25 protein-coding genes are annotated in these 23,818 nt (G+C 68.3%); 10 read left to right on the top strand and 15 right to left on the bottom strand.

The genetic code is table 11. The features are described from left to right. Positions 1 to 87: 87 nt before the first annotated feature. From Q1B08_RS17895 to Q1B08_RS17855, 9 genes are all read left to right on the top strand, one after another. Positions 88 to 327, top strand: a complete 240-nt coding sequence (locus Q1B08_RS17895; RefSeq protein WP_299821883.1) for a twin-arginine translocase TatA/TatE family subunit — start codon at positions 88 to 90, stop codon at positions 325 to 327. Between the two features lie 30 nt (positions 328 to 357). After that, positions 358 to 837 carry a Sec-independent protein translocase protein TatB gene (gene tatB / locus Q1B08_RS17890; RefSeq protein ID WP_299821881.1) on the top strand — a complete coding sequence of 160 codons (480 nt, stop codon included), beginning with the start codon at positions 358 to 360 and terminating at the stop codon, positions 835 to 837. Further along, positions 834 to 1,685 (top strand): twin-arginine translocase subunit TatC, encoded by an 852-nt coding sequence (gene tatC / locus Q1B08_RS17885; RefSeq protein ID WP_299821879.1) that lies wholly within the window; start codon positions 834 to 836, stop codon positions 1,683 to 1,685. The genes tatB and tatC overlap by 4 nt, the downstream gene beginning before the upstream one ends. Further along, the gene (locus tag Q1B08_RS17880) at positions 1,682 to 2,515 is read left to right on the top strand and encodes an ATP-binding protein (RefSeq protein WP_299821877.1); all 834 of its coding nucleotides are present in this window, start codon (positions 1,682 to 1,684) and stop codon (positions 2,513 to 2,515) included. The genes tatC and Q1B08_RS17880 overlap by 4 nt, the downstream gene beginning before the upstream one ends. 130 nt (positions 2,516 to 2,645) lie before the next feature. Beyond that, positions 2,646 to 3,833 carry an ABC transporter substrate-binding protein gene (locus Q1B08_RS17875; RefSeq protein ID WP_299821875.1) on the top strand — a complete coding sequence of 396 codons (1,188 nt, stop codon included), beginning with the start codon at positions 2,646 to 2,648 and terminating at the stop codon, positions 3,831 to 3,833. A gap of 67 nt (positions 3,834 to 3,900) precedes the next feature. Continuing rightward, positions 3,901 to 4,692 carry an ABC transporter ATP-binding protein gene (locus Q1B08_RS17870; RefSeq protein ID WP_299821873.1) on the top strand — a complete coding sequence of 264 codons (792 nt, stop codon included), beginning with the start codon at positions 3,901 to 3,903 and terminating at the stop codon, positions 4,690 to 4,692. Beyond that, positions 4,689 to 5,510: an ABC transporter ATP-binding protein gene (locus Q1B08_RS17865; protein WP_299821870.1), complete on the top strand. Its 822-nt coding sequence runs from the start codon at positions 4,689 to 4,691 to the stop codon at positions 5,508 to 5,510. The genes Q1B08_RS17870 and Q1B08_RS17865 overlap by 4 nt, the downstream gene beginning before the upstream one ends. Before the next feature lie 116 nt (positions 5,511 to 5,626). Continuing rightward, positions 5,627 to 6,637, top strand: a complete 1,011-nt coding sequence (locus Q1B08_RS17860) for a branched-chain amino acid ABC transporter permease (RefSeq protein WP_299821868.1) — start codon at positions 5,627 to 5,629, stop codon at positions 6,635 to 6,637. Then, positions 6,634 to 7,938, top strand: a complete 1,305-nt coding sequence (locus Q1B08_RS17855) for a branched-chain amino acid ABC transporter permease (RefSeq protein WP_299821866.1) — start codon at positions 6,634 to 6,636, stop codon at positions 7,936 to 7,938. Before Q1B08_RS17860 ends, Q1B08_RS17855 begins: the two co-directional genes overlap by 4 nt. A gap of 6 nt (positions 7,939 to 7,944) precedes the next feature. On the opposite strand, the gene ispG is transcribed toward Q1B08_RS17855, so the two are convergent. The 3 genes from ispG to hemA all read right to left on the bottom strand — a co-directional run bounded on the left by ispG (position 7,945) and on the right by hemA (position 11,835). Further along, the gene (gene ispG, locus Q1B08_RS17850; protein WP_299821864.1) at positions 7,945 to 9,075 is read right to left on the bottom strand and encodes a flavodoxin-dependent (E)-4-hydroxy-3-methylbut-2-enyl-diphosphate synthase; all 1,131 of its coding nucleotides are present in this window, start codon (positions 9,073 to 9,075) and stop codon (positions 7,945 to 7,947) included. A gap of 73 nt (positions 9,076 to 9,148) precedes the next feature. Continuing rightward, a complete protein-coding gene (locus tag Q1B08_RS17845; protein WP_299821862.1) occupies positions 9,149 to 10,471 on the bottom strand; it encodes a helix-turn-helix domain-containing protein in 1,323 nt (440 codons plus the stop codon). 137 nt (positions 10,472 to 10,608) lie between these two features. Then, the gene (hemA, locus tag Q1B08_RS17840) at positions 10,609 to 11,835 is read right to left on the bottom strand and encodes a 5-aminolevulinate synthase (protein WP_299821860.1); all 1,227 of its coding nucleotides are present in this window, start codon (positions 11,833 to 11,835) and stop codon (positions 10,609 to 10,611) included. A gap of 172 nt (positions 11,836 to 12,007) precedes the next feature. Here hemA and Q1B08_RS17835 point away from each other — a divergent pair, with 172 nt between their 5' ends. After that, positions 12,008 to 13,390, top strand: coding sequence for a M20/M25/M40 family metallo-hydrolase (locus Q1B08_RS17835; RefSeq protein ID WP_299821858.1), 1,383 nt, complete (start codon positions 12,008 to 12,010; stop codon positions 13,388 to 13,390). A 43-nt stretch (positions 13,391 to 13,433) separates the two neighbouring features. Here Q1B08_RS17835 and Q1B08_RS17830 read toward each other — a convergent pair whose 3' ends face one another. From Q1B08_RS17830 to fabD, 12 genes are all read right to left on the bottom strand, one after another. Continuing rightward, a complete protein-coding gene (locus Q1B08_RS17830; RefSeq protein WP_299821856.1) occupies positions 13,434 to 13,694 on the bottom strand; it encodes a hypothetical protein in 261 nt (86 codons plus the stop codon). Between the two features lie 241 nt (positions 13,695 to 13,935). Further along, on the bottom strand, positions 13,936 to 14,553 hold the full coding sequence (locus tag Q1B08_RS17825; protein ID WP_299821854.1) for a TetR/AcrR family transcriptional regulator: 618 nt from the start codon (positions 14,551 to 14,553) through the stop codon (positions 13,936 to 13,938). An 8-nt stretch (positions 14,554 to 14,561) separates the two neighbouring features. After that, on the bottom strand, positions 14,562 to 15,434 hold the full coding sequence (gene ppk2, locus Q1B08_RS17820) for a polyphosphate kinase 2 (RefSeq protein WP_299821852.1): 873 nt from the start codon (positions 15,432 to 15,434) through the stop codon (positions 14,562 to 14,564). Positions 15,435 to 15,496: 62 nt separating this feature from the next. Beyond that, entirely contained in the window at positions 15,497 to 16,450 is a 954-nt protein-coding gene (gene metA / locus Q1B08_RS17815; RefSeq protein WP_299821850.1) for a homoserine O-succinyltransferase, read from the bottom strand. Positions 16,451 to 16,482: 32 nt separating this feature from the next. Continuing rightward, positions 16,483 to 17,337, bottom strand: coding sequence for an ATPase (locus Q1B08_RS17810; RefSeq protein WP_299821848.1), 855 nt, complete (start codon positions 17,335 to 17,337; stop codon positions 16,483 to 16,485). Continuing rightward, on the bottom strand, positions 17,334 to 18,251 hold the full coding sequence (locus tag Q1B08_RS17805) for a DMT family transporter (RefSeq protein WP_299821846.1): 918 nt from the start codon (positions 18,249 to 18,251) through the stop codon (positions 17,334 to 17,336). Before Q1B08_RS17805 ends, Q1B08_RS17810 begins: the two co-directional genes overlap by 4 nt. Positions 18,252 to 18,319: 68 nt before the next feature. After that, on the bottom strand, positions 18,320 to 19,606 hold the full coding sequence (locus tag Q1B08_RS17800) for an outer membrane protein transport protein (RefSeq protein WP_299821844.1): 1,287 nt from the start codon (positions 19,604 to 19,606) through the stop codon (positions 18,320 to 18,322). Between the two features lie 231 nt (positions 19,607 to 19,837). After that, positions 19,838 to 20,281: a cytochrome c maturation protein CcmE gene (gene ccmE, locus Q1B08_RS17795; RefSeq protein WP_299821842.1), complete on the bottom strand. Its 444-nt coding sequence runs from the start codon at positions 20,279 to 20,281 to the stop codon at positions 19,838 to 19,840. Positions 20,282 to 20,290: 9 nt separating this feature from the next. Beyond that, entirely contained in the window at positions 20,291 to 21,100 is an 810-nt protein-coding gene (locus tag Q1B08_RS17790; protein WP_299821840.1) for an aspartate/glutamate racemase family protein, read from the bottom strand. Between the two features lie 135 nt (positions 21,101 to 21,235). Continuing rightward, entirely contained in the window at positions 21,236 to 21,472 is a 237-nt protein-coding gene (locus tag Q1B08_RS17785) for an acyl carrier protein (protein ID WP_299651760.1), read from the bottom strand. A 236-nt stretch (positions 21,473 to 21,708) separates the two neighbouring features. Next, positions 21,709 to 22,446, bottom strand: a complete 738-nt coding sequence (gene fabG / locus Q1B08_RS17780) for a 3-oxoacyl-[acyl-carrier-protein] reductase (RefSeq protein ID WP_299821838.1) — start codon at positions 22,444 to 22,446, stop codon at positions 21,709 to 21,711. Next, positions 22,439 to 23,398 (bottom strand): ACP S-malonyltransferase, encoded by a 960-nt coding sequence (fabD, locus tag Q1B08_RS17775; protein WP_299821836.1) that lies wholly within the window; start codon positions 23,396 to 23,398, stop codon positions 22,439 to 22,441. The genes fabG and fabD overlap by 8 nt, the downstream gene beginning before the upstream one ends. Between the last annotated feature and the right edge of the window lie 420 nt (positions 23,399 to 23,818).

Here is a 23,818-nt window from a genome sequence, read left to right as displayed (position 1 = left end):
ACCGGGGTGCGCAATGCGTAAGTAACCTCGGGGATTCAAGGGCGCGCCTCCGGCACCGGATGGGGCCGGCATCCAGGGAGACAGGACATGCTCAACAATATCGGCCTTCCCGGCCTTCTACTCATCGCCGTCGTCGTGCTCGTCCTGTTCGGACGCGGCAAGATCAGCTCGCTCATGGGCGAGGTCGGCAAGGGCATCACAGCCTTCAAGAAGGGCGTGAGCGACGGGTCCAAGGACGACGAGCCCGACCACGACCGGGGGGCGCTCGCCGACGGGACGGCCGCGCGGGACGTGACGCCCGAAGCGGCGCAAAAGGACAAGGTCTGATCCGGATCAGGACCGGGCGGGGCTGAGGCAATGTTCGACATCGGCTGGAGCGAGCTGCTCGTCATCGGCGTGGTTGCGCTGATCGTCGTCGGCCCGAAGGATCTGCCGCGCATGTTCCGCACGCTGGGCGAGTTCACCGGCAAGGCCCGACGCATGGCACGCGAGTTCCAGCACGCGATGAACGAGGCCGCGGACGAAAGCGGGGTCGGGGACATCACCAAGGACCTTCGCAAGATGGCCAATCCGAAGAAGTACGGCACCGACGTCCTGAAGGACGCGACGGGAGATCTGTCCGCCTGGTCGCCCGACGCCCCCGACGGCAAGGCGAAGCCGGGTCCGTCGAAGGCCGGCCTTTCCAAGGACCGCGCGGCGACCAAGGCCAAGATCGAGCAGGCCACCGCCGCGAGGGCGCAGGCCCGCCGCGACGCGGAAGTGGCGGAGCGGTCGGCCGGGCCCAAGCTGCAGCCCGATCCCGAAGCCCCGCCGCCGGCGCCGGAGGCGAAGTCGTGAGCGAGATCGACGAGAGCTCCGCCCCGCTGATCGAGCATCTGGCCGAGCTCCGGACCCGCATCATCAAGGCCGTCGCCGCCTTTCTGGTGGGGATGATCGTCTGCTTCACCGTCGCCGAGCCGATCCTCGAATTCATCGCCGAACCGATCGCCGAGGTGCTGCGCGCGCGCGGTCAGCCCGCGCAGCTGATCTTCACGGCGCCGCAGGAGAAGTTCTTCGTCCTGATCCGGATCTCGGTGATCGCGGGGTTCGCGCTGTCCTTTCCCGTCATCGCGCACCAGCTCTGGCGCTTCGTCGCGCCCGGCCTCTACAAGACCGAGCAGCGCGCGTTCCTGCCCTTCATCGTCGCGTCGCCCGCGCTCTTCACGCTCGGCGCGGCCTTCGCGCATTACGTCGTGACGCCGCTCGCGATGAACTTCTTCATCGGCTTCTCCGACGCGATTCCGGCACTGGTGAATGTCGTCACCGGCACGGTTCCTGTCGGCGTGGTCGAGGACGAGGAGCTGCGCACCGTGTTCCTCGGCTCGGTGCGGGAATCCCTCGACTTGTCGCTCAAGTTCATCTTCGCCTTCGGCCTGTGCTTCCAGCTTCCGGTCCTGCTGACCCTGATGGGCCTGGCGGGGCTCGTCTCGGCCGAAGGGCTGGGCAACGTGCGCAAATATGCGGTGGTCGCCATTCTCGTCCTCGCCGCGTTGGTGACGCCGCCGGACGTGATCACGCAGCTCATCCTTTTCACCGTTGTCTACGGCCTCTACGAGATCTCCATCTGGCTCGTTCGCATCGTGGAGCGGCGCAAGGAGCGTGAATTGCGGGCGGCCGGGCTCCTCGACGAGGACGAGAGTTTGTGACGGAGGCGCGGTCGCTCGAACGGATCGCCCTCGCGCTCGAACGCCTCGCGCCCGGGGCGGCGGTCGCGCCGGACTGGTCCGCCTCCGCCTATCTCTGGGACACCGATCCCGACCGTTTGATCCCGGTCGAGCGGATCAATCGCGTCCCGCTCCACCTCCTGCTCGGCATCGACCGCGCTCGCGACACCCTGCTCGCCAACACGGAGCGGTTCGCGTGCGGCCTGCCGGCGAACAACGCCCTCCTGTGGGGCGCGCGCGGGATGGGGAAGTCGAGCCTCGTCAAGGCGGTCCACGGCGAACTTGAGGCAAGCGGCCTGAAGCTCGTCGAGCTGCAGCGCGAGGACATCCATTCTGCGGGACGGCTGCTCGGTCTGCTCCGGGACGCGCCGCATCGCTTCGTCCTTTATTGCGACGATCTGAGTTTCAGCCACGACGACGCGGCTTACAAGTCGCTCAAGGCCGTGCTCGACGGCGGCATCGAGGGCCGGCCGGACAACGTGCTGTTCTACGCGACCTCCAACCGGCGGCACCTGATGCCGCGCGACATGATCGAGAACGAGCGCGGTTCGGCCATCAATCCGGCCGAGGCGGTCGAGGAGAAGGTGAGCCTGAGCGACCGCTTCGGTCTTTGGCTTGGCTTCCACGCCTGCGACCAGGATTCGTTCCTCGCGATGATCCGGGGATATTGCGAGGCCTACGGCGTCGATGTCGCGGAGGAGACCCTGCGCGCGGAGGCGGTGGAATGGTACACCACGCGCGGCTCGCGCTCGGGTCGCGTCGCCTGGCAGTTCTTCTGCGATCTCGCGGGGCGGACGGGTGTGCCTATTTGATCGGCAGCGGCGCCTCGCGGCGCCGGGTTGCCGCGACGTCCTGCGCGACGCCCTTTTCAACGGCAGATCCACGCCTTAGGCTCGCCTGCGGAAAACGCGCCGAAAAGGTGCGGTCAACAGGGAGACGAAGATGAGGAAGCTATTGCTGGCCAGCGCCGCCGCCGTCGCGGCGACCGGAGCCTACGCGCAGGATGATACCGTCAAACTCGGAATCGTGCTGGGCTTTACCGGCCCGCTCGAGAGCCTCGCGCCGGGCATGGAAGCCGGCGCCAAGATGGCGATGAACGAGGTGAGCGAGTCCGGTCTGCTGCTCGACGGCACCACGGTGGAATCGGTGAGCGGCGACAGCACCTGCATCGATGCGGCGGCCGCGACCGCAGCGACCGAGCGCCTGATCACCAGCGACGGTGTCGTGGGCATCGTCGGCGCCGATTGCTCCGGCGTGACCGGCGCGATGCTGACCAACGTGGCCGTTCCGAACGGGGTCGTGATGATCTCGCCCTCCGCGACCAGCCCCGGCCTGTCCGAGACCGAGGATAACGGCCTGTTCTTCCGTACCTCGCCGTCGGACGCCCGGCAGGGCGTCATCATCTCCGACCTCCTGATGGAGAAGGGGGTCGAGTCCGTCGCCCTGACCTATACCAACAACGATTACGGCAAGGGCCTCGCCGACGCGTTCCAGTCCACCTATGAGGAGGCCGGCGGAACGGTGACGATCTCCGCCGCGCACGAGGACGGCAAGGCCGATTATTCCTCCGAGATCGGCGCGCTCGCGGCTGCGGGCGGCGACCGCCTCGTGGTGGCTGGTTATGTCGACCAGGGCGGCTCCGGCATCGTGCGCGCGGCGCTCGATTCGGGGGCCTTCGACACGTTCCATTTCCCGGATGGCATGATCAGCCAGGCCCTCGTCGACAATTTCGGCTCCGAGATCGACGGCTCGTCGGGCGACAACCCCGGCACCGACAGCCCCGGCGCGCAGGCCTATCAGGACATGGCGACCGAGGCCGGCTACGATGGCACCTCGCCCTTCTCGGCGGAAGCCTACGACGCCGCGGCGCTGATCCTGCTGGCGATGCAGGCGGCCGGCTCGACCGATCCGGCAACCTACAAGGAGAGCGTGATGGACGTCGCCAACGCCCCGGGCGAGGAGATCCTTCCGGGCGAGTTGGAGAAGGCGCTCCAGATTCTCGCCGACGGGGGCGACGTCGATTATGTCGGTGCCTCCGCGGTCGAACTGATCGAGCCGGGCGAGTCCGCGGGCAACTATCGCATCGTCGGCTTCGAGAACGGCGAGATGGTGATCGAAGGCTATCGCTGAGACAATTGACGTGGATCAGGACGACCCCGGGCACGGACCGGGGTCGTTCCGTGAACGGGGGCGCTCCATGATCGAGGTGCATGACCTGCATCGCCATTTCGGCGGCTTTCGCGCCGTGGACGGCGCGTCGCTCCGCATCAAGCAGGGGACGATCACCGGGCTGATCGGTCCGAACGGTGCGGGAAAGACGACGCTTTTCAATGTGATCGCGGGTGTCCTTGAACCGACGTCCGGTCGCGTGACGATGGCGGGAGAGGAAATCACCGGCCTGCCGCCGCACACGCTGTTCCACAAGGGCCTGCTTCGCACGTTCCAGATCGCCCACGAATTCTCCTCCATGAGCGTGCGGGAGAACCTGATGATGGTTCCGGGCGGTCAGCAGGGCGAGACGCTCTGGAACGTCTGGTTCCGGCGCGCCGCCATCCGTGAGGACGAAGCGCGGCTGGCCGCGAAGGCCGACGAAGTGCTCGACTTCCTCACGATCGCCCATCTGGCCGACGAACGGGCGGGCAACCTGTCCGGCGGGCAGAAGAAGCTGCTCGAGCTTGGACGCACGATGATGGTCGACGCACGGATCGTCTTTCTCGATGAGGTCGGTGCGGGGGTGAACCGCACGCTCCTCAACACGATCGGCGACGCGATCCTGCGGCTCAACCGGGAGCGGGGTTATACCTTCGTCGTGATCGAGCACGACATGGATTTCATCGGGCGCATCTGCGACCCGGTCATCGTGATGGCGGAAGGACATGTTCTGGCCGAAGGCAGCCTCGACGAAATTAAGGCCAACGAGCAGGTGATCGAGGCCTATCTGGGCACCGGCCTGAAGAACAAGGATCAGCTCGCGGGGGCGCAGGCGTGAGTCGCAACGCGTGGCAGGAGGATCGCGGCAACAAGGACCGCTCGATCACGCGCTCCGGTGGCGGCACGATGGTGCACGGATCCGCGACGGACGTTCGCCCCGACACGACACGGGCCTTTCTCGTCGGCGACAGCATGACCGGCGGCTACGGCACCGGGGCCGACATCCTCCACGACTGCACCATCGCCGTCGATCCGGGCGAGATCGCGGTGATCGTCGGTCCGAACGGCGCGGGCAAGTCCACGGGCATGAAGGCCATCTTCGGCATGCTGAACCTGCGTCAGGGCAGCGTGCGGCTCGACGGGGAGGACATCACCGATCTTTCGCCGCAGGACCGGGTGGCGAAGGGCATGGGTTTCGTGCCGCAGACCTCCAACATCTTCACCTCGATGAGCGTGGAGGAGAACCTCGAGATGGGCGCCTTCATCCGGCGCGACGACATCCGCCCGACGATGGAGCAGGTCTTCGAGCTGTTCCCGATCCTGAAGGACAAGCGGCGCCAGCCCGCGGGCGAGCTTTCGGGCGGCCAGCGTCAGCAGGTCGCCGTCGGCCGGGCGCTGATGACGAAGCCGAAGGTGCTGATGCTCGACGAGCCGACGGCGGGCGTCTCGCCCATCGTGATGGACGAGCTTTTCGACCGGATCATCGAAGTGTCGCGCACCGGCATCCCGATCCTGATGGTCGAGCAGAACGCCCGCCAGGCCCTCGAGATCGCCGATCGCGGCTACGTCCTCGTGCAGGGGCGCAATGCGCATACGGGAACGGGGCGGGAGCTGCTGGCGGACGACGACGTCCGGCGGTCGTTCCTGGGCGGCTGAACGATGCGCGAGGCGGCGCGCGCCGGAGCCTCCGGCGGGGATAATCGGAAAGCGAAGACGATGGCGATGGTGATCGGGATCCGGACAAACGAACACGGCGACGGGGGCGGGGCCTGATGGAGCCACTCCACGCTCTCGTCACGCTGGCGAACTTCGTGATCGTCCCGGCGGTCGCCTATGGCAGCCAGCTCGCGCTCGGGGCGCTCGGGGTGACGCTGATCTACGGCATCCTGCGCTTCTCGAACTTCGCGCATGGGGACACGATGGCCTTCGGAACGATGGCCGTGATCCTCGCGACCTGGGGGCTGCAATCGATGGGGGTCGGGTTCGGGCCGCTCCCGACGGCATTGCTCGCCCTGCCGGTGGGGATCGCCGCGGCGGCGCTGCTGCTGCTCGGGACCGACCGGGCGATCTACCGCTTCTACCGCAAAAAGAAGGCTGCGCCGGTCACTTTCGTGATCGCCTCGCTGGGCGTCATGTTCATCTATAACGGGATCACCCGCTTCATCATTGGCGTGGACGACCAGCGCTTCGCCGACGGAGAACGGTTCCTCGTCTCCGCCGGGGGCTTCCGCGATGCGACCGGCCTCGACGAACCGCTGGTCATCAAGTCGACGCAGGCGATCACCGTGGTGGTCGTCGTGGTCGTGGTGGCGGTGCTCTTCTGGTTCCTCAACCGCACCCGCACCGGCAAGTCGATGCGCGCCTATTCCGACAACGAGGATCTCGCGCTCCTTTCCGGCATCAACCCGGAGCGGGTGGTGACCTATACCTGGCTCATCGTGGCCGGGCTCGCGACCATCGCGGGGACGCTCTACGGGCTCGACAAGTCGTTCAAGCCGTTCACCTACTTCCAGCTTCTCCTGCCGATCTTCGCGGCCGCCATCGTGGGCGGCCTGGGCAATCCGATCGGGGCCATCGCCGGGGGCTTCGTGATCGCCTTCGCCGAAGTGACGGTTACCTATCCGCTGAAGAAGGTGCTGGGCTACTTCCTGCCCGAAAGCCTCGCGCCGGACGGGCTCGTGCAGCTTCTGTCGACGGACTACAAGTTCGCCGTCAGCTTCATGATCCTGATCCTCGTGCTTCTGATCCGGCCCACGGGTCTTTTCCGGGGGAAATCGGTATGAGCGAGCGGGTGAATCCTCGCGCGGTCGGGCTGTTTGGCCTCGTCGCCCTCCTCTTCGTCGGAACTGGTTTCCTGCAATCCTGGAACGTCACGCTGACGATCCTGAACATGGGCCTGATCTCCGCGATCATGGCGCTCGGCGTGAACATGCAATGGGGCTATGCCGGCCTGTTCAATGTCGGCATCATGGGCTTCGTCGCTCTTGGCGGGCTCGGCGCGGTGTTCGTCTCGATGCCGCCCGATACCGAGGCCATCGCGGCCGGGGGCGGGCGCGTCCTGGGCGGACTTCTTCTCGGGGCGGCCACGGTCATCGCGGCGATCTTCGTTTGGCGCCGGGGCGGGCGCTATGCCGGCTGGCTGATGGTGGCCGTGCTGATCGCCGGATTCCTGCTTTACCGCGCGGTGCTCGACCCGGGCGTGGACGCGATCGAAGCGGTGAGCCCGGCCAATCGTGGCAGCATCGGCGGGCTCGGCCTGCCTGTATTGCTGAGCTGGCCGGTCGGCGGCCTTCTTGCGGCCGGGGCGGCCTGGATCATCGGCAAGACGGCACTCGGCCTGCGCTCCGACTATCTCGCGATCGCGACGCTCGGGATCGCGGAAATCATCATCGCGATGATGAAGAACGAGGACTGGCTCGCTCGCGGCGTAAAGAACGTGATCGGCGTGCCGCGGCCCGTTCCCTACGAGGTCGACCTGCAACAGGCGCAGGCGTTCCGGGACTTCGCCGCCGGCTTCGGGGCGGATACGGTGACGGCATCGGCCATCGTGGTGAAGCTGGCCTATGCCGGCCTCTTCGCGGTCGTGCTCCTTTTCCTGATCTGGCTCTCGCAAGCGGCGCTTGCCTCGCCCTGGGGCCGAATGATGCGCGCCATCCGGGACAACGAGGTCGCGGCCGAGGCGATGGGCAAGGACGTGACGCAACGGCACCTGCAGATCTTCATCCTCGGCTCCGCCGTTCTGGGCCTGGCCGGGGCGATGATGGTGACGTTCGACGGACAGCTCACCCCGACCAGCTACCAGCCGCTGCGCTACACGTTCCTCATCTGGGTCATGGTCATCGTCGGCGGGTCGGGCAACAACTGGGGCGCGGTGCTGGGCGGGTTCCTGATCTGGTGGCTCTGGGTCGAGGTGGAGCCGCTCGGCGCGCTCCTGATGCAGGGAATCACCGCCGGCATGACGGACGGGTCCTGGCTCAAGTCGCACCTGCTCGACGCCGCCGCGCATATGCGGCTGCTGACGATGGGGGTGATCCTGCTCCTGGTTCTGCGATTCTCGCCGAGGGGGCTTTTGCCGGAGAAGTAGGGCGGCTTATTCCGCCGCCTGCGTCTGTGCCTCGATCTGCGCGGCGCGGGCCTCGACCTGTTCGACGATGTGGTCGATCATCTGGGCGTTGCTCATCTTGTGGCTCTGCTTGCCCGCCAGATAGACCATGCCGGCCCCGTTGCCGCCGCCGGTGAAGCCCACATCGGTCATCAGCGCCTCGCCCGGGCCGTTCACGACGCAGCCGATGATGGAGAGCGACATCGGCGTCTTGATATGCTCGAGCCGTTTTTCCAGCGTCTCCACGGTCGCGATCACGTCGAAGCCCTGTCGCGCGCAGGACGGGCAGGAGATGATGTTCACGCCCCGGTGGCGAAGGCCGAGCGACTTCAGAATCTCATAGCCCACACGCACCTCTTCCACCGGATCGGCGGAAAGGGAGACGCGGAGCGTATCGCCGATTCCCATCCAGAGAAGGTTGCCGAGCCCGATGGCGGACTTGATCGTTCCGGACATGAGTCCGCCCGCCTCGGTAATGCCGAGATGGATCGGCGCGTCCGTCTGCTCGGCCAGACCCTGATAGGCCGCCGCGGCCATGAAGACATCGGACGCCTTGCAGCTGATCTTGTATTCGCGGAAGTCGTTGTCCTCGAGGATGCGGATGTGGTCGAGCCCGCTCTCGATCATCGCGTCGGGGCAGGGCTCGCCGTACTTCTCCAGAAGGTGACGTTCGAGCGAGCCGGCATTCACCCCGATCCGGATCGAGCAGCCGTGATCGCGGGCGGCGGAGATGACCTCGCGCACACGGGCCTTGGCGCCGATATTGCCGGGATTGATACGCAGGCAAGCGGCGCCGGCCTCGGCGGCCTCGATCCCGCGGCGGTAATGGAAATGAATGTCGGCGACGATGGGAACGGGGCTTTCGCGCACGATCTCGCGAAGCGCCTTCGACGACGCCTCGTCGGGGACGGAAACGCGGACGATGTCGGCCCCGGCCTCGGCCGCGGCCTGCACCTGCGCGACGGTCGCGGCCACGTCGGTGGTCAGCGTGTTCGTCATCGTCTGGACCGAAATCGGGGCGTCGCCGCCGACGGGAACATCGCCCACCATGATCTGCCGGGAGGGGCGCCGCTCGATCAGGCGCCAGGGACGGATGGCATGAAGTGCGGCGTCGGACATGGCTGACCTCTCGTCGGGTTCGCGACACAGGTAAGCCCGCGAGACGAGGCGCGCAACCGGCCCCGCCGCCGCGTCAGTCGACGGGATCCGACCCGCCGGGCAGCTCCGTCGGAACGTCGAGTTCGGCCACGACGCGGGCCAGATCACCGTCATCCTCCAGATCGGCGACCTTGTAGGTCTCCCGGACGGCATCCGCAGTCAGCGTGACGTTCGAGACGACCTTTATGCCGGGCGCGACGGGTCCGTAGGTCTCGCCGGCGACGGACATGTAGACCGCCCCCGAATTGCCGGTGCGCAGCGTGGCGGGCGCCTCCGCGACGGGAACCTCGTAGGTCTCGCCCGGCTCGAGCACCTTCTCGAAGAGCGTGGCGCCCTCCGCCGAGCGGACCCGGACCCAGGCAGCACGCGCGGCGACGAGCACGACCGTCTCGGGCGCTTCGGCCAGCACGCGCGGCGGGGCCGGGGCCTCGGCCGGCGTGGCCTCCCCCAGCGCTTCCAGCAGCGCCGCATCCACCGAGGCCGTCATCAGGTCCGGGCGCGGCGGGATGACGGCGGCGTCCGGCTCCGCGGGTCGCAGCGCGGCGAACGCGCCGTTGGTGCCCGGCGGTATCGTCGAGATGGGGGAATCGCGTGCCACGAGCACGGGCGCGTCGAGCGGCTTGGGGCGGTAAAGCTCGGCCAGACGGTCGTGCGTCGACGCCTCCATGCCGTCATCGCCGGCGGCCGCGTTGTCGAGCGTGTCGGACGGCGCCAGCGGATCGACATCCACCACGAGCGTCGGCTCCTGTTCCACGGGGGCGACGTGAACGCGCTGGATCTCCTCGATCACGGTCCAGCCGCCATAGCCCAGGCCGCCGACCAGGATCGCGAGCACGGCGAGCGAACCGAGCGCGCCAGGCTCGAACCCCGCGAAAACCGGCCGTGTCTTCTTGGCGAAGGGGTTGGCGGTGCCGAGCAGGGGGTCGGCCGCGGCAGGCGTAGCCTTCGCCGACGCGCTTTCCGCGGGTTTCCACCCCGGAAGCGGAAGCTCGTGCAGCGCCATCCGCCGGGGCGTCTCCGTCTCCATCGGCTTCAGCGTGACGGATCCGCCGAAGCCGGATTCCTCGCAGAACCGGGCGAACGTGACCTCCGGGTCGAGGCCGAGATAACGGGCGTAGCTGCGGACGTAGCCCGCCACGAAACTCAACGAGTCGAAAGCCGCGAGATCGGTGTTCTCGATCGCGGAGATGTAGCTTGCCTTGATCCGCAGTTCCCGCTGCACGTCGAGCAGGGATTTGCCGATCGTCGCGCGCTCGCCACGCATCTCGTCGCCGAGCCGGGCGTCGAAACTGTCGTAGCCGGCCGTCGGTTTCTCGACTTGAGGTTGCGAATGCGTGTGCGCCTTGTGGCCGAACATGTCGAACGTGCCCCGTGATCTCTGGACGCGCCTCTCTGTCGTGCGCGTTTCCGGTGATATTAAGTCTCAGGTGATTACTGAAACCTTACTGCCCACGGAAACGCTAGCAGCAATCCGGACCCGATGCACGTGCTGACTTAGCCGGCCGCCTGCGCGCGATTGAGCGCGCAATGCGACCACAGGTCGTCCATCGCACGCACCAGCGCGTCGATCATGCCGGGGGTGTGGACGGGGGAAGGGGTGAAACGCAGCCGCTCGGTCCCGCGCGGAACGGTCGGGAAATTGATCGGCTGCACGTAGACGCCGTGATCGGCCAGCAGCCGGTCGGAGATCATCTTGCACTTCACCGGATCGCCGACATGGACGGGGACGATGTGGCTGCCATGGTCGATGATCGGCAGGCCAAGCCCGCGGAGACGCAGCTTGAGCACGTCCGCCCGCTCGCGGTGCAGGGCCCGAAGCTCCGTGTCGCGCTTGAGATGGGCGACCGAGGCGGCGGCACCGGCGGCGATGGAGGGCGGCAGCGAGGTCGTGAAGATGAAGCCCGGCGCGTAGGAGCGGATCGCGTCGCACATCCGGGCGGAGGCCGCGACGTAGCCGCCCATCACGCCGTAGGCCTTGGCCAAAGTGCCGTTGATGATGTCGAGCCGGTGCATCAGGCCGTCGCGCTCCGCCACGCCGGCGCCGCGGGGGCCGTACATGCCCACGGCATGGACCTCGTCGATATAGGTCAGCGCGCCGAACTCCTCGGCCAGGTCGCAGATCGCCTCGATCGGGCCGAAATCGCCGTCCATCGAATAGATCGACTCGAAGGCGATGAGCTTCGGCGCCGCCGGATCGTCGGCTTCGAGCAGCTCGCGCAGATGCGCGACATCGTTGTGCCGGAAGATGCGCTTGGCCCCGCCGTTGCGGCGCACGCCCTCGATCATGGAGGCGTGGTTCAGCGCGTCGGAATAGATGATGAGCCCGGGAAAGAGCTTGGGCAGGGTCGAGAGCGTCGCGTCGTTGGCGATATAGGCCGAGGTGAAGACGAGCGCCGCCTCCTTGCGGTGCAGATCCGCGAGCTCCGCCTCCAGCCGCTTGTGGTAGATCGTCGTGCCCGAGATGTTGCGCGTGCCGCCCGAGCCGGCGCCGGTCGCCTCGAGCGCCTCGTGCATCGCCGACAGGACGGCGGGATGCTGCCCCATCCCCATGTAGTCGTTGCCGCACCAGACGGTGATCTCGGACGCGGAGCCGTCGGGTCGGGTCCAGACGGCGCGGGGATACTGGCCGCGGCGGCGCTCGATGTCGATAAAGGTGCGGTAGCGCCCTTCCGCATGCAACGTGTCGATCGCCCGGTCCAATGCCGCCGTGTAATCCGTCATCCGGTCGCCTTTCCCGCTCGGTCACGTTTATCTAGGAAATAAAGTCCGCCTGTGACAGTCATCAATTGGTCGCGCGGGGGCGTTTCTTGCGTCTTCGCCGGACAAGCGGCGGCACTGGACTCGGCCGGCCGGAACGCGCAGGCAAGGATCGTTCCGACCGGAGACCGACCCCATGTCCGACACACCCTCCCTTTCCGCGATCCTCGACCGGATCGATGCCGGGCAGGACCGCGCCCTCGACCGCCTCAAGGCGCTCCTTCGCATCCCCTCCATCTCGACCGATCCGGTCCATGCCGGCGATTGCCGGGCCGCCGCCGACTGGCTCGCGGAGGAGCTGCGCGGGCTCGGCTTCGACGCCGGGGTCCGGTCGACGCCGGGGCATCCTATGGTCGTCGCGCATGGCGGCACGGGGGCGCGGCACGTGCTGTTCTACGGCCATTACGACGTGCAGCCGGTCGATCCGCTCGACCACTGGACGCGCGACCCGTTCGATCCGGCCGTGGAGGCGACGCCGGCGGGCGACGTGATCCGCGCGCGCGGCGCCTCCGACGACAAGGGCCAGCTCATGACCTTCCTCGAGGCCTGTCGCGCCTGGGTGGAGGAGACGGGCGCGCTGCCCTGCCGCATCACGGTCCTGCTCGAGGGGGAGGAGGAATCGGGATCGCCCTCGCTCGTGCCGTTCCTCGAGGCCAACCGGGAGGAGCTTGCAGCCGAGGTCGCGCTGATCTGCGACACCGGGCTGCACGACAGCCGCGTCCCCGCGATCGTGACCTCGCTGCGCGGATTGCTGGGGGAGGAGATCACGGTGCGCGGCCCGGACCGCGACCTTCATTCGGGCGGCTACGGCGGGCTCGCCCGGAACCCCGCGCGCGTGCTCACGCAGGTTCTCGGCGGTCTTCACGACGCGGACGGCCGCGTGCAGGTGCCGGGCTTCTACGACGGCATCGAAGAGCCGCCGGAGGAGGTGCTGCGCGACTGGGCGGCGCTCGACTTCTCGGCGGAGGCGTTTCTGGGCGAGGTCGGATTGTCGATCCCGGCGGGCGAGACGGGGCGGACCGGGCTCGAGATGCTCTGGTCGCGGCCTACGGCGGAGATCAACGGGGTCTGGTCGGGCTATACCGGCCGCGGCTTCAAGACCGTGCTGCCGGCGGAGGCGCATGCCAAGGTGAGCTTCCGGCTGGTGAAGGGGCAGGACCCGCGCGCCCTGCGGGACGCGTTCCGCGCTTGGGTGCGCGGGCAGGTGCCCGCCGATTGCGAGGTGGTCTTTCAGGAACACGGGGCCGCCCCGGCCTCGGGCATGTCCGTCGATGCGCCCGTCTTCGCGGCGGCGAAGGCGGCGCTGACCGAGGAATGGGGGGTGGAGGCCGCCTTTGTCGGTGCGGGCGGGTCGATCCCGATCGCGGGCTATTTCCAGTTGATCCTCGGCATGGAATCGCTGCTCGCGGGCTTCGCGAAGAGCGACGACCAGATCCATTCGCCCAACGAGAAGTACGACACCGAAAGCTTCCGCAAGGGGACCCGCAGCTGGGCGCGCCTTCTCGCGACGCTGGCCTGACCGGAGCGGCGCCCCGCCGTCGGCCGGCCGGGCGCCGACCGGCTCAGCGGGTCGGGCCGCAGACCCCCGCATCGTCGCAGAACACGCCGGCGAGCCCGCCCAGGATCGCGCCGCGGTCGCCGTTGCCGTCGATGGCCTTTGCCGCGCCGTAGCCGATCGCCGCGCCGACGAGGCCGCGCTCCATGTCGCTGTCGACGAAGCGGCCGTAGCCGCCGCCATAGCCGCCGCCATAGCCACCGTTGTAGCCGCCCGAGGCGCAGGCCGAGAGGAGGGCGGTCGTGGCAAGGATGAGGGTCAGTCGCATGGGGTTTCTCCGGATCGCCGGCATCGTGCCGGTCTGTCTTGGGGTTTCGCTGTGCCGCGCGGGGCGGGCGCCGGAGCCGCGCGGCAGAGGCGAATCCCCCTGCGCGCCGCCTTGTCCGGCTCGATCCGGGCGTAGAGGCCGAGCGGCGCGACAGGCAATGTCGGGGCGGGGGCATCGGTTTCGCAGCGGACGCAGGCGCCGTGCTATCCGATAACCGATGCCCCGAACCGGGGGGCCGCGGTCACGCGTCGGGCGCCACGAGGCCCAGCCCGCGCAAGTAGATCCCGATCCCCGCTTCCAGCAGATCCTCGGGCGGGAACGGGACGTTGCCACCCGGATTGCCGCGCGCGAACAGCTCCACGACCCCGTGACTCATCGCCCAGACATGGCTCGAGAACATCGAGGCGGGCGGGCGGCGGTTCTCGGGGATGTGCTCCGACAGCGCCTCGGCGGCCTTTTCCAGCGTGCCGCGCGACCGGGCGACCGCGCGGGCGAGGTCGGGCGTCGCGTGCCGGCTGAGCCCGCTCTCGAACATCGCCATGTAATGTCCGGGATACTTTCGGGCGAAGGCGAGATAGGCGCGCCCCGTCGCCGAAAAGGCCGCGAGCGCGGAGGGCTGACCCGATTCGTAGGCGTAGTCCATCAGGTCGGCGAAGATCGCGTGGCCCTGCAGCGCGCATTCGATGATCAGGTCCTCACGCCCCTGGAAGTGCCGGTAGACGGCAGCCGGGGTCACGCCCGCGGATTTCGCGGCCTCCGACAGGGTGAAGCCGGTCGGACCCTTCTCGGTGATGAGCTCCAGCGCCGCTTCGACCAGCGCCTGCTTCAGGTTTCCGTGGTGGTAGCCGCGCTTCGGCATGGGATCCGTCAGGCCCCCTCGAGCCAGAGCTCCGGCCCGCCCGCGATCCGGTCGTCGACCGAGAGCGCGGCCTCGTTGCGGTCGGGATAGCCGATCCGGCGCAGCGTCACGCGGATCGCGTCGAGCCGGGCGCGACGCTTGTCGTCGGAGCGGACCAGCGTCCAGGGCGCGACGTCGGTATGGGTGCGCGCGAACGTCTCCGAGATGGCGTCGGTATAGGCGTCCCACCGGGCGAGACCCTGCACGTCGATCTTCGACAGCTTCCATTGCTTGAGCGGGTCGTCCTCCCGCGCGAGGAAGCGGCGCAGCTGCTCGGCGCGTCCGACATTTAGCCACAGCTTCACGAGGACGATCCCGTCCTCGACGAGCATCCACTCGAAATCGGGCACATGCGCGAAGAAGGCGGCGCGCTGGTCGGGCGTGCAGAAGCCGAACACGTGCTCCACCACGGCACGGTTGTACCAGGAGCGGTCGAACAGGACCATTTCACCCGCCGACGGCAGCTGCGTCACGTAGCGCTGGAAATACCATTCGCCGGCCTCCCGCTCCGTCGGTTTGCCGAGCGCGACGGTGCGGACGATGCGGGGGTTCAGGTTCTCGCGGAAGCGCTTGATCGTGCCGCCCTTGCCGGCGGCGTCGCGCCCCTCGAAGACGACGGCGACGCGCAGGCCGGCATCGCGGATATGGGCCTGCGCGCGGACCAGCTCGATCTGGAGCGCCTCGAGCGCATCCTCGTAGGTGTCCTTGTCCATCCAGTCGTCGTAGGGGAACGGCGCGGTCAGGATGTCCTTCTTCTTCGCGGTCTCGATGGCCCGGCGAATGTCGGCGGGCGCCTCCTCCTCGAAGAAGCGGGTGATCGCGGCGTCGAACGGCTTGGTCATGGAACCTCCTCCTCGGGGCCGAGCAGATACCGGGGCCGGTTTCCCGTCAACGGCGGGCGCCGTCAGCGACAGGGCGTCGGGGTCCGCCCCGGGATCAGTTCCTGGCTGCCGATCCGGTTCACGTCGAACGGCGTGGTCTGGTAGATCTGGTTGATCCAGTTGCCGTAGAGCAGATGCGCGTGGCTGCGCCAGCGGTTCTGCGGCGGCCGGTTCGGATCGTCGGCCGGGTAGTAGTTCCCCGGCACGTTGATCGGCGTGCCCTGCGCCACGTCGCGCCGGTATTCCCGGTGCAGCGTGTCGCTGTCGTATTCGAAGTGGTTGAAGATGTGCAGCGCGCGGTGCGCCCGGTCCTCGATCAGGCAGGGCCCGGTTTCGTCGGAGCCGAGAAGGACGCGCATCCCCGCCGCCTCCACCTCGTCGCGCCGGACCTCGGTCCAGCGGGAGACGGGGATGACGCAATCGTCGGAGAAGCCGCGCAGATAGGGCGAGGCCGGATCCTCGTTCCGGACGCGGAAGCAGCCGAAGGCCTTGGCGGGCAGGATGTGCTTGCGAACCCCGTGAAAGTGCCAGGCCATCGCCATTCCGCCCCAGCAGACGCCGAAGGTCGAATGCACGTTGGTCTGCGTCCAGTCCATCACCTCGCGCAGCTCGTCCCAGTAGGTCACCTCGGCGAAGTCGAGATGCTCGATCGGGGAGCCGGTGATGAGAAGCCCGTCGAAGCGCTCGTCCTTCACATCCTGGAACGACCTGTAGAACGTCTCCATGTGCTCGGGCGCGGTGTGCCTGGACTGATGCTCGGTCATGCGGATCAGCGTCAGGTCGATCTGCAGCGGCGTCGCCCCGATCAGCCGGGCGAACTGGGTCTCCGTGGTGATCTTGAGCGGCATCAGGTTCAGCAGGCCGATGCGGATCGGGCGGATGTCCTGGCGGAACGCGTCCGCCTCGGACATGACCATCACGCCCTCCCGACCCAGCACGTCGAAGGCGGGCAGATCGCGGGGCAGGGTGATGGGCATGAGGACGGTCTCCGCTCGGTGGGACGGCTCAGTTAGGCCCTGCGCGCGGCCTTGCCAATGGCGTCGGCGACGAGCGCCGTCACGTCCGCGGCGTCGCGTGCCGTGGCCGCGTCCCGCGCACGGACGGTCACGCCCCAGTTCGCGGCCATCGCGGCGTAGCGCGGCTGGCGCGCGTCGATCAGGGCGGCGTAGCCCAGGCGGGCGAAGGCGTCCGGGTCGGTCGTCGCCCCGCCATGTTCCGCCCAGAGCGCGTCGAGGATCCCGGGACGGTAGTACATCGGTTTCGGCGCCCGGTCGAAGCGGGCCTTGAGCGTCTCCGCATGCGTCTCGTCGCCTTCGATCCAGCAGAGCAGGGTGGACCCCGCGAGCGCGGTCAGCACCTCGTCCCGCGGGTCGGACGGATCCACCACCTCGCAGATCGAACCGCCGGTGTCGCAGACGAAGCGGTCGTAGCCGTAGATTTCCCGCGCGCGCTCGATAAAGGCGGGCGTGTCGAGGAGGGCGTCGATCTCGGCCTGCCGGTGCAGCGCCTGCCGCCGCCGGTACTCCTCGACGGCCAGACCGCCCTTCGCCGGGTCGCCGGGCTTGCCGAGATAGGTCGAGAGCGGCGCGAGGTTCCCGAAGGTGATGTTGGAGGCGATATAGATCGAGTCGGAGCGCAGGAGGTCGGCGAGCAGCGGCACCTGCATCGCGTGACGCTTGAGGTTGTCGGCGATGTGCTCGCCCAGATAGGCCGTGCCGATGCGGTAATCGACGGAGTAGTGGAACCATCCGCCCGCGTCGCGCAGGAGCCGCGCCAGATGCGTCTTGCCGAGGCCCGACATGCCGAAGAACGTCACCCGTTGATCGGGGGCCGAAAGCCAGTCCTGGGGCGTGCGGTAGATCATGGCGTCCGGCTAGCCGGACGCCGGAGCGGGCGCAACACGCGTCCGTCCAGCACGGCCAGCCCGAGCGCGAGCAGCGCGAAGCCCGCATAGGTCGCGGGGGCCAGCGTCTCGTGCCGCACCCAGGCGCCGAGCAGGATCGCGACCGGCGCGACGAGCAGGGTGCAGAGCGCGGTGTTGCCGCTGCCGGCCATCTTGAGGACGCGGAAATACAGCAGATAGGCCAGCGCCGTGGCGATGACGGCGTAGTAGCCGATCGCGGCGATCGTGTCCGGCGCCCCGGGCACGACCGGGCCGTCGATCCAGAGCGCGGCCGGCACCATCACGAGGGTCGAGCCCGTCAGCATCCCCGCCGCGGCGACCTGCGGGGCGAGCCCCCCGAGCCGGGTGCGTGCCCAGACGCCGGCCAGCGCGTAACTGATCGTGCCGCCCACAACGGCGAGCTGCGCGAGCGAGCGGGGGTCGAAGCGGGTGAGGTCGTCGAGGCCGATCGCCGTGGCGACGCCGAGGAAGCCGAGGGCCACGCCGATCGCGCGGCGCAGCGTCAGGCGTTCGTCCGCAAGGAAGATCGCCGCGACCAGGATGCCGAAAACCGAGGTGCCGGCGTTCAGGATGGAGGTCAGGCCGGTGGCGATGTGAAGCTGCCCCCGGGCCATGAGCGAGAACGGGACGACGTTGTTGAGCAGCCCCATGACGAGAAGCGCGCCCCAGACGCGCGGCTCCCGCGGGACCGGCAGACGGCGCAGCGCGACGTAGAGCCACAACACGAACGCGGCGAGCGCGACGCGGTAGCCCACCGACGTGACCACGGGGATCTCGTCGAGGGCGATGCGGACGGACAGGAAGCTGCCGCCCCAGATGCAGCCGAGAAGGGCCAGCTCGGCCCAGGCGCGGTTCGGCATGTCGCGTGTGCTCATGCCGCCCGCTTATTCCCCGCGGGGATCGCGGACCACCCGAAAGCTGCGCAACCGCCGGCAGGGCGGGGTCAGAAGCGGTAATCGACGTTCAGTCCGACGCCGAGGGCGGAGCTGTCGCGGAAGGCGGTGACGGGCTGGCCGGCGACGCCTGCATCGGCCGATCCGACCCAGGTGTAGTTCACGCCGCCCGACAGGTTGAACCGGTCCCGCGTGTAGCGGGCGCCGAGCGACAGGCCGATCTGCCCGTCATAGGGCCCGAGCGGAGACACGGTGTCGAGGCCCTGATCCTCCTCGTAGGTGATCGAGGCGAGGCCCACGAACGCGTCGGTGAACCGTCGGGCGACGCCGACGGTCCAGCGATAGCTGTCCTCGATCTCCGCGAGGTTGACGCCGAGCTCCTTCGGGATGACGCTGAAGTCGTCCCAATCCGTCCAGCGCAGGCCGGCAAGGAGCAGCGTGCGCGCGTTCAGGCCGGTCTGGAAGTCGATATTGACCGATTGCGGGCTGGCGAAATTGACCTCGTTGTCGAAGGTGCCGAAGCCGGGCAGCGGAAGGATCTCGCGGGCGCCGTTGTCGTGGGTGACCTCGGAATGGTATGTCACGGCAAGGCGCAGCGCGATCTCGGGGATTTCGTAGGCCGCGCCGAGGGTGTAGCCGAGGGCCCAGTCGTCCTCGAGGTCGAGATCGTACCCGCCCTGCGCGACGAAGCCGGTGGCCACGGATTGCACCTGCCCCCCGAGCTCCGCGGCGGCTGCCTGACCCCGGGCGAAATCGCCGCCGCCGAGCGCGGTGATCGCCGCGACCTGGTTCGGACCGGAGGTGATCGCGGCGGCCAGCGTCGTCGCATCGACGCCTGCCCCCGCGGCCACGCCGCCCAGGGCGAGGGCGTTGGCATAGGCCTGTCCGTTGAGCGAGATCCGGGCGTCCACCCGTTGCGCGCGGAGGCCGCCGAAAACGCTCATCCGGTCGGTGAACTCGTAGCGGCCAAGAAAGCTCAGCGCATCCGACTCGATGTCGGCGCGGGTGCCGCCGATGTTCGAAGCCCCCGGTTCGGCGTTGTAGAAGATGTCCGAGCCGAACGGCTGGTCGCCGATGATGGCGAAGCTCACGCGTTCGTTGATGCGGTTGGCGTAGCTGAACTGGTAGTCGGTGTAGCTTCCCGCGACGCTGTAGGTGCCGGTGCCGCCGATATCTTCCGCCGGCAGGTCGGGGTTCACATGCGTCAGGGAGAAGCTCAGCGTGTTCGAAGGGTCGAACAGCGCGATGATGTTCTGCATCGACCGGTCGAGACCGCCGGCCTCCGCCGACACGGTGCCGGTCATGGCGGTGATCGCGGCAAGGGCGAAACGGTTCATTCCAAGGATCCTCCCGACAGTCAGCCGCACGCTGGATGCGTCCGGCATTCCCTGGGAGGATCGTAATGCAGCGTGACGCAAATGCCTGCTACGTCATCCTGACGCCTGCAAAGGTTGTGTGGCGAGTATGGCGCAAGAGCAACTATCGTGAAGATGCGTTAACGGTTTGGCCGGCGCGGCGCTTCCGTCCGGCCCGCCGCCCGGTGGGGGCACGCCGGTGCGGCCCCCGCGTCAGCTGTCCGGCGCGCGGTAGGTCCCCTGCTCCTGCAACGCCTCGATGACCTCCTTCGGCATGTAGGTCTCGTCGTGGCGGGCAAGGATCTCGGATGCTTCGAAAGTGGCGTTCACATAACGGCCAGTGCCGACCATGCCTTCGCCCTCGCCGAACAGGTCGGGGAGGATGCCGTCGAAGGTAACGGGGATCGATGCGCCGCCGTCGGTGACACGGAACCTCACTTCCGTGCCTTCGCCCCGGATCAGCGTGCCGTCCTCGACAAGCCCGCCGATGCGGAACACCTCGGTCGGCGGCGGCGGCGCCTCGGCCACCTGGCTGGGCGAGCGGAAGAAGTTGATGCCGTCGCGGAACGCGTAGCCCATGAGTGCCGTGGATCCCGCCAGCGCGACCGCGGCGATCGCGATGACCTGGATGCGACGGGTCTTCTTCAGTGAGCGCATGGCGTGTCCTCAGGCGGCCTCGAACGTCACGGGGCGACGCAGGAACTGCGTCGCGCGGGCCGAGACGCGCGCCGGGTCGCCGGTGGTGAGCATCCGCCCGGTCCCGCCCCGCGCCATCTCGGGCCTGCGGGCAAGGTAATCGGCGAGGCTCTCGGCGACAATGTCCGCCTGGCTGAACACGGTCACGTTGTCGCCAAGCGCGGCACGGAAGGCGTCCGCGACCAGGGGGTAATGCGTGCAGCCGAGAATCGCCGCCTGGGGATCGGGCATCTTGCGTCGGAGCGCGTCGACATGGCTCTGCACGAGGGCGTCCGCAAGGATCATGTCGCCCTCCTCGATCGCGTCGACGAGACCGCCGCAAGCCTGCGCCTCCACATCGACGCCGATGGCGCGAAAGGCGAGCTCGCGCTGAAAGGCGCGGGAGGCGACGGTGGCCGGCGTGGCGAAAAGCGCGACCTGGCTTACAGCCACCTCGCGCGGCGGGGAATTGTCACCCCAGTCGCGCTCGCTCAGCGCCTCGATCAACGGGACGAAGACACCCAGCACGCGCCTGCCGGGCGGCACGCCCGCTTCCTGCAACCGGCGCAGCGCGGCGGCCGAGGCGGTGTTGCAGGCCAGAACGACGAGGTCGCAGCCGCCGTCCCACATGTTGTGGACCGCGCGCCGGGTCAGGGCGTATATGTCGTCGGCGGAACGCACGCCATAGGGCGCATGGGCGTTGTCGCCGTAATAGGCGACCGCGAGCTCGGGCAGGCGGCGGGCGACGGCATCCCAGACCGTCAGGCCGCCGAGGCCGGAATCGAAGATACCGACGCTCACGCGCGATCCGCGCGGAAAGGGGGATGGGCGGTCAGGGGCATCGCGTCGGCCCTCGCGGCAAGGAGGGAGAAAACGAAAAGGCGCCCCGCGGGGCGCCCTCGAAACCGGAAACGTCGCGGCATCGCGGCTCGCGGATCAGGTGTTGGCCTTGATGAAGGTCACGGCGTCGCCGAAGGTCTGGATCGACTCGGCGGCGTCGTCGGGGATCTCGATCCCGAACTCCTCCTCGAAGGCCATCACAAGCTCGACGGTGTCGAGCGAGTCGGCGCCCAGATCGTCGATGAAGGAGGCGTTCTCGGTCACCTTCTCCTCTTCGACTCCCAGATGCTCGACGACCTTCTTGCGGACGCGCTCCTCGATGTTGTCGCTCATGTTCTACCTCATCTCGTGGCCCGCGCGGGGCGTCTTCTGGCATGTCGCAGGCCCCATGCCGGGCCGTCCGAAACAGTCGGACAGAGGTGCCGCAAGCGGCCCCCCCGGAGAATGTGCGCCGCCTATATCACGGGCGCAAGGGATGGCAACTTATTTGTCGGGGCCTTTGCAACGGTCCGTTTCCGGGGCGGTCGGCGGCGCCGCAAGGAGGCACGCCGGCACGTCCGGAGGGGCGGTCAGAGCATCGCCATTCCACCGTTCACGTGGATCGTCGCGCCGGTGACGTAGGCGGCCTCCTCGCTGGCGAGATAGACCACGGCGGCGGCGATCTCCGCGGCCTCGCCCATGCGGCCCGCAGGGATCTGCGCGTCGATCTTGGCCTTCTGCTCGTCGGAAAGCTTGTCGGTCATCGACGTGGCGATGAAACCGGGTGCGACGGTGTTCACCGTGATGTTGCGGCTCGCCACCTCGTAGGCCAACGACTTCGCCAGGCCGACCATCCCGGCCTTGGAGGCGGCATAGTTCGCCTGACCCGGATTGCCGGTCGCGCCGACGATGGAGGAGATGTTGACGATGCGGCCCCAGCGGGCCTTCATCATCCCGCGCATCACGCCCTTCGACAGGCGGAAGGCGGAGGTGAGGTTGACGTTGAGCACCTCCTCCCATTCCGCCCCGGACATCCGCATCAGGAGGTTGTCGCGGGTGATGCCCGCGTTGTTGACGAGGATATCGACCCCGCCCATCGCCTCCGCGGCCTGTTTCGGCAGGGCGTTCACCGCGTCGGCGTCCGAAAGGTTGCAGGGCAGGACATGCGCGCGGTCGCCAAGTTCCCCGGCGAGCGCGTTCAACGGCTCCTCCCGTGTGCCCGACAGACCGACCGCGGCGCCCTGCGCGTGAAGCGCGCGGGCGATGGCGGCGCCGATGCCGCCCGATGCGCCCGTCACGAGGGCGCTTTTTCCGCGGAGGTCAAACATCTTCAGGCCTTTCCTGGAGCGACTGGATGGCCTCGGCCACCTGTTCCGGTGTGCCGACAGCGCGCGTGTCGAGTGTTTTGTCGATGCGCCGGACCATGCCGGACAGCGCCTTGCCTGCGCCAATCTCCCAGATCCCGGTCACGCCGTCCCGCGCCATCCGCTCGACGCTTTCGCGCCAGCGGACCGAACCCGTGACCTGCGCGACGAGAAGGCGGCGAATGTCGTCGGCGGTGCGGACCGGGGCGGCGGTGACGTTGGCTATGAGGGGGACGGCCGGATCGGCGATCGCGACCTCGGCGAGCGCCTCCGCCATCCTGTCGGCGGCGGGCGCCATCAGGCGGCAGTGGAAGGGGGCCGAGACGGGCAGGAGCATGGCACGCTTCGCGCCGCGCTCCTTCGCGATCCGGGTGGCACGCTCCACGGCGTCCTTGTGACCCGAGACGACGACCTGACCGGGATCGTTGTCGTTCGCCGCCTCGCAGACCTGACCCTCGGCCGCCGCCTCGGCGACGGCTTGGGCAGCTTCGAAATCGAGGCCGAGCAGCGCCGCCATCGCGCCCTCGCCGACCGGGACCGCGCTCTGCATCGCCTCGCCGCGCGTCCGGAGCAACCGGGCCGCGTCGCCGAGGGCGAGCGCGCCCGCGGCGACAAGCGCGCTGTACTCGCCCAGCGAGTGCCCCGCGACGAAAGCCGCGTCCCGCGCCACGTCGAGCCCTTCGGCCTCCAGAGCGCGGAGCGCGGCGAGCGAAGCGGCCATCAACGCGGGCTGTGCGTTGCGGGTCAGTGTCAGCTCGTCGGCGTCGCCCTGCCAGATGGTGGTCGAGAGCGCCTCGCCCAACGCGTCGTCCACGGCCTCGAAAACCTGCATGGCGGCGGGATAGGCGAGCGCGAGGTCACGCCCCATGCCGATTGATTGAGCTCCCTGTCCGGGAAAAACGAATGCGCGCGTCATACCGTCCCTTTTCGCGTTTCCATCCGGGTCTATCCAGCGTTCCGAAAAGAGTGAACCCCGAGCGTTCGCTCCCTTCGGCGAGCACCGACAGATCGCTGAAACAAAGCCGGTAGCGGCGCGTCTATGGGGTTCGATTAATCACTTTAAATCCCATTAATAACGCAGCAAAATCCTGCCCGTCAGGGCGGTGCCACTGGTTCGCAATGGGGGTTGAGTGGCGGAGGGGACGGGCCTGACGTCGAACCTTCTCAACTTTCTTGCTAACGCGGCCCGGACGGTCGGCAGTGAACGCCCCGCTTCCTGTCCACCACCAATTACGAAAGCTCCGCGAATGAGCGGCTTTTGAACTGATGTGGTGGATGCCCCCGCCCCTGGAGCCGGCCGGCGTCGAGTATGTCAGGACGGTTCTATAGAACCATG

It is taken from the genome of uncultured Jannaschia sp. (assembly GCF_947494025.1).
In the GTDB taxonomy this organism is placed as follows: domain Bacteria; phylum Pseudomonadota; class Alphaproteobacteria; order Rhodobacterales; family Rhodobacteraceae; genus Jannaschia.
The sequence above is the reverse complement of the archived record's forward strand: the minus strand, read 5'-3'. Positions and strand labels throughout refer to the sequence as shown.

What these genes read in the sequence shown, in the direction of transcription:
- Q1B08_RS17785 (WP_299651760.1), bottom strand. Translation starts at nt 21,472, where the DNA reads ATGAGCGACAACATCGAGGAGCGCGTCCGCAAGAAGGTCGTCGAGCAT.
- Q1B08_RS17895 (WP_299821883.1), top strand. Translation starts at nt 88, where the DNA reads ATGCTCAACAATATCGGCCTTCCCGGCCTTCTACTCATCGCCGTCGTC.
- tatB (WP_299821881.1), top strand. Translation starts at nt 358, where the DNA reads ATGTTCGACATCGGCTGGAGCGAGCTGCTCGTCATCGGCGTGGTTGCG.
- ispG (WP_299821864.1), bottom strand. Translation starts at nt 9,075, where the DNA reads ATGTCCGACGCCGCACTTCATGCCATCCGTCCCTGGCGCCTGATCGAG.
- fabD (WP_299821836.1), bottom strand. Translation starts at nt 23,398, where the DNA reads ATGACGCGCGCATTCGTTTTTCCCGGACAGGGAGCTCAATCAATCGGC.
- Q1B08_RS17860 (WP_299821868.1), top strand. Translation starts at nt 5,627, where the DNA reads ATGGAGCCACTCCACGCTCTCGTCACGCTGGCGAACTTCGTGATCGTC.
- Q1B08_RS17870 (WP_299821873.1), top strand. Translation starts at nt 3,901, where the DNA reads ATGATCGAGGTGCATGACCTGCATCGCCATTTCGGCGGCTTTCGCGCC.
- Q1B08_RS17805 (WP_299821846.1), bottom strand. Translation starts at nt 18,251, where the DNA reads ATGAGCACACGCGACATGCCGAACCGCGCCTGGGCCGAGCTGGCCCTT.
- hemA (WP_299821860.1), bottom strand. Translation starts at nt 11,835, where the DNA reads ATGACGGATTACACGGCGGCATTGGACCGGGCGATCGACACGTTGCAT.
- Q1B08_RS17835 (WP_299821858.1), top strand. Translation starts at nt 12,008, where the DNA reads ATGTCCGACACACCCTCCCTTTCCGCGATCCTCGACCGGATCGATGCC.
- Q1B08_RS17845 (WP_299821862.1), bottom strand. Translation starts at nt 10,471, where the DNA reads ATGTTCGGCCACAAGGCGCACACGCATTCGCAACCTCAAGTCGAGAAA.
- fabG (WP_299821838.1), bottom strand. Translation starts at nt 22,446, where the DNA reads ATGTTTGACCTCCGCGGAAAAAGCGCCCTCGTGACGGGCGCATCGGGC.
- Q1B08_RS17825 (WP_299821854.1), bottom strand. Translation starts at nt 14,553, where the DNA reads ATGCCGAAGCGCGGCTACCACCACGGAAACCTGAAGCAGGCGCTGGTC.
- ccmE (WP_299821842.1), bottom strand. Translation starts at nt 20,281, where the DNA reads ATGCGCTCACTGAAGAAGACCCGTCGCATCCAGGTCATCGCGATCGCC.
- Q1B08_RS17855 (WP_299821866.1), top strand. Translation starts at nt 6,634, where the DNA reads ATGAGCGAGCGGGTGAATCCTCGCGCGGTCGGGCTGTTTGGCCTCGTC.
- Q1B08_RS17830 (WP_299821856.1), bottom strand. Translation starts at nt 13,694, where the DNA reads ATGCGACTGACCCTCATCCTTGCCACGACCGCCCTCCTCTCGGCCTGC.
- ppk2 (WP_299821852.1), bottom strand. Translation starts at nt 15,434, where the DNA reads ATGACCAAGCCGTTCGACGCCGCGATCACCCGCTTCTTCGAGGAGGAG.
- Q1B08_RS17800 (WP_299821844.1), bottom strand. Translation starts at nt 19,606, where the DNA reads ATGAACCGTTTCGCCCTTGCCGCGATCACCGCCATGACCGGCACCGTG.
- Q1B08_RS17875 (WP_299821875.1), top strand. Translation starts at nt 2,646, where the DNA reads ATGAGGAAGCTATTGCTGGCCAGCGCCGCCGCCGTCGCGGCGACCGGA.
- metA (WP_299821850.1), bottom strand. Translation starts at nt 16,450, where the DNA reads ATGCCCATCACCCTGCCCCGCGATCTGCCCGCCTTCGACGTGCTGGGT.
- Q1B08_RS17810 (WP_299821848.1), bottom strand. Translation starts at nt 17,337, where the DNA reads ATGATCTACCGCACGCCCCAGGACTGGCTTTCGGCCCCCGATCAACGG.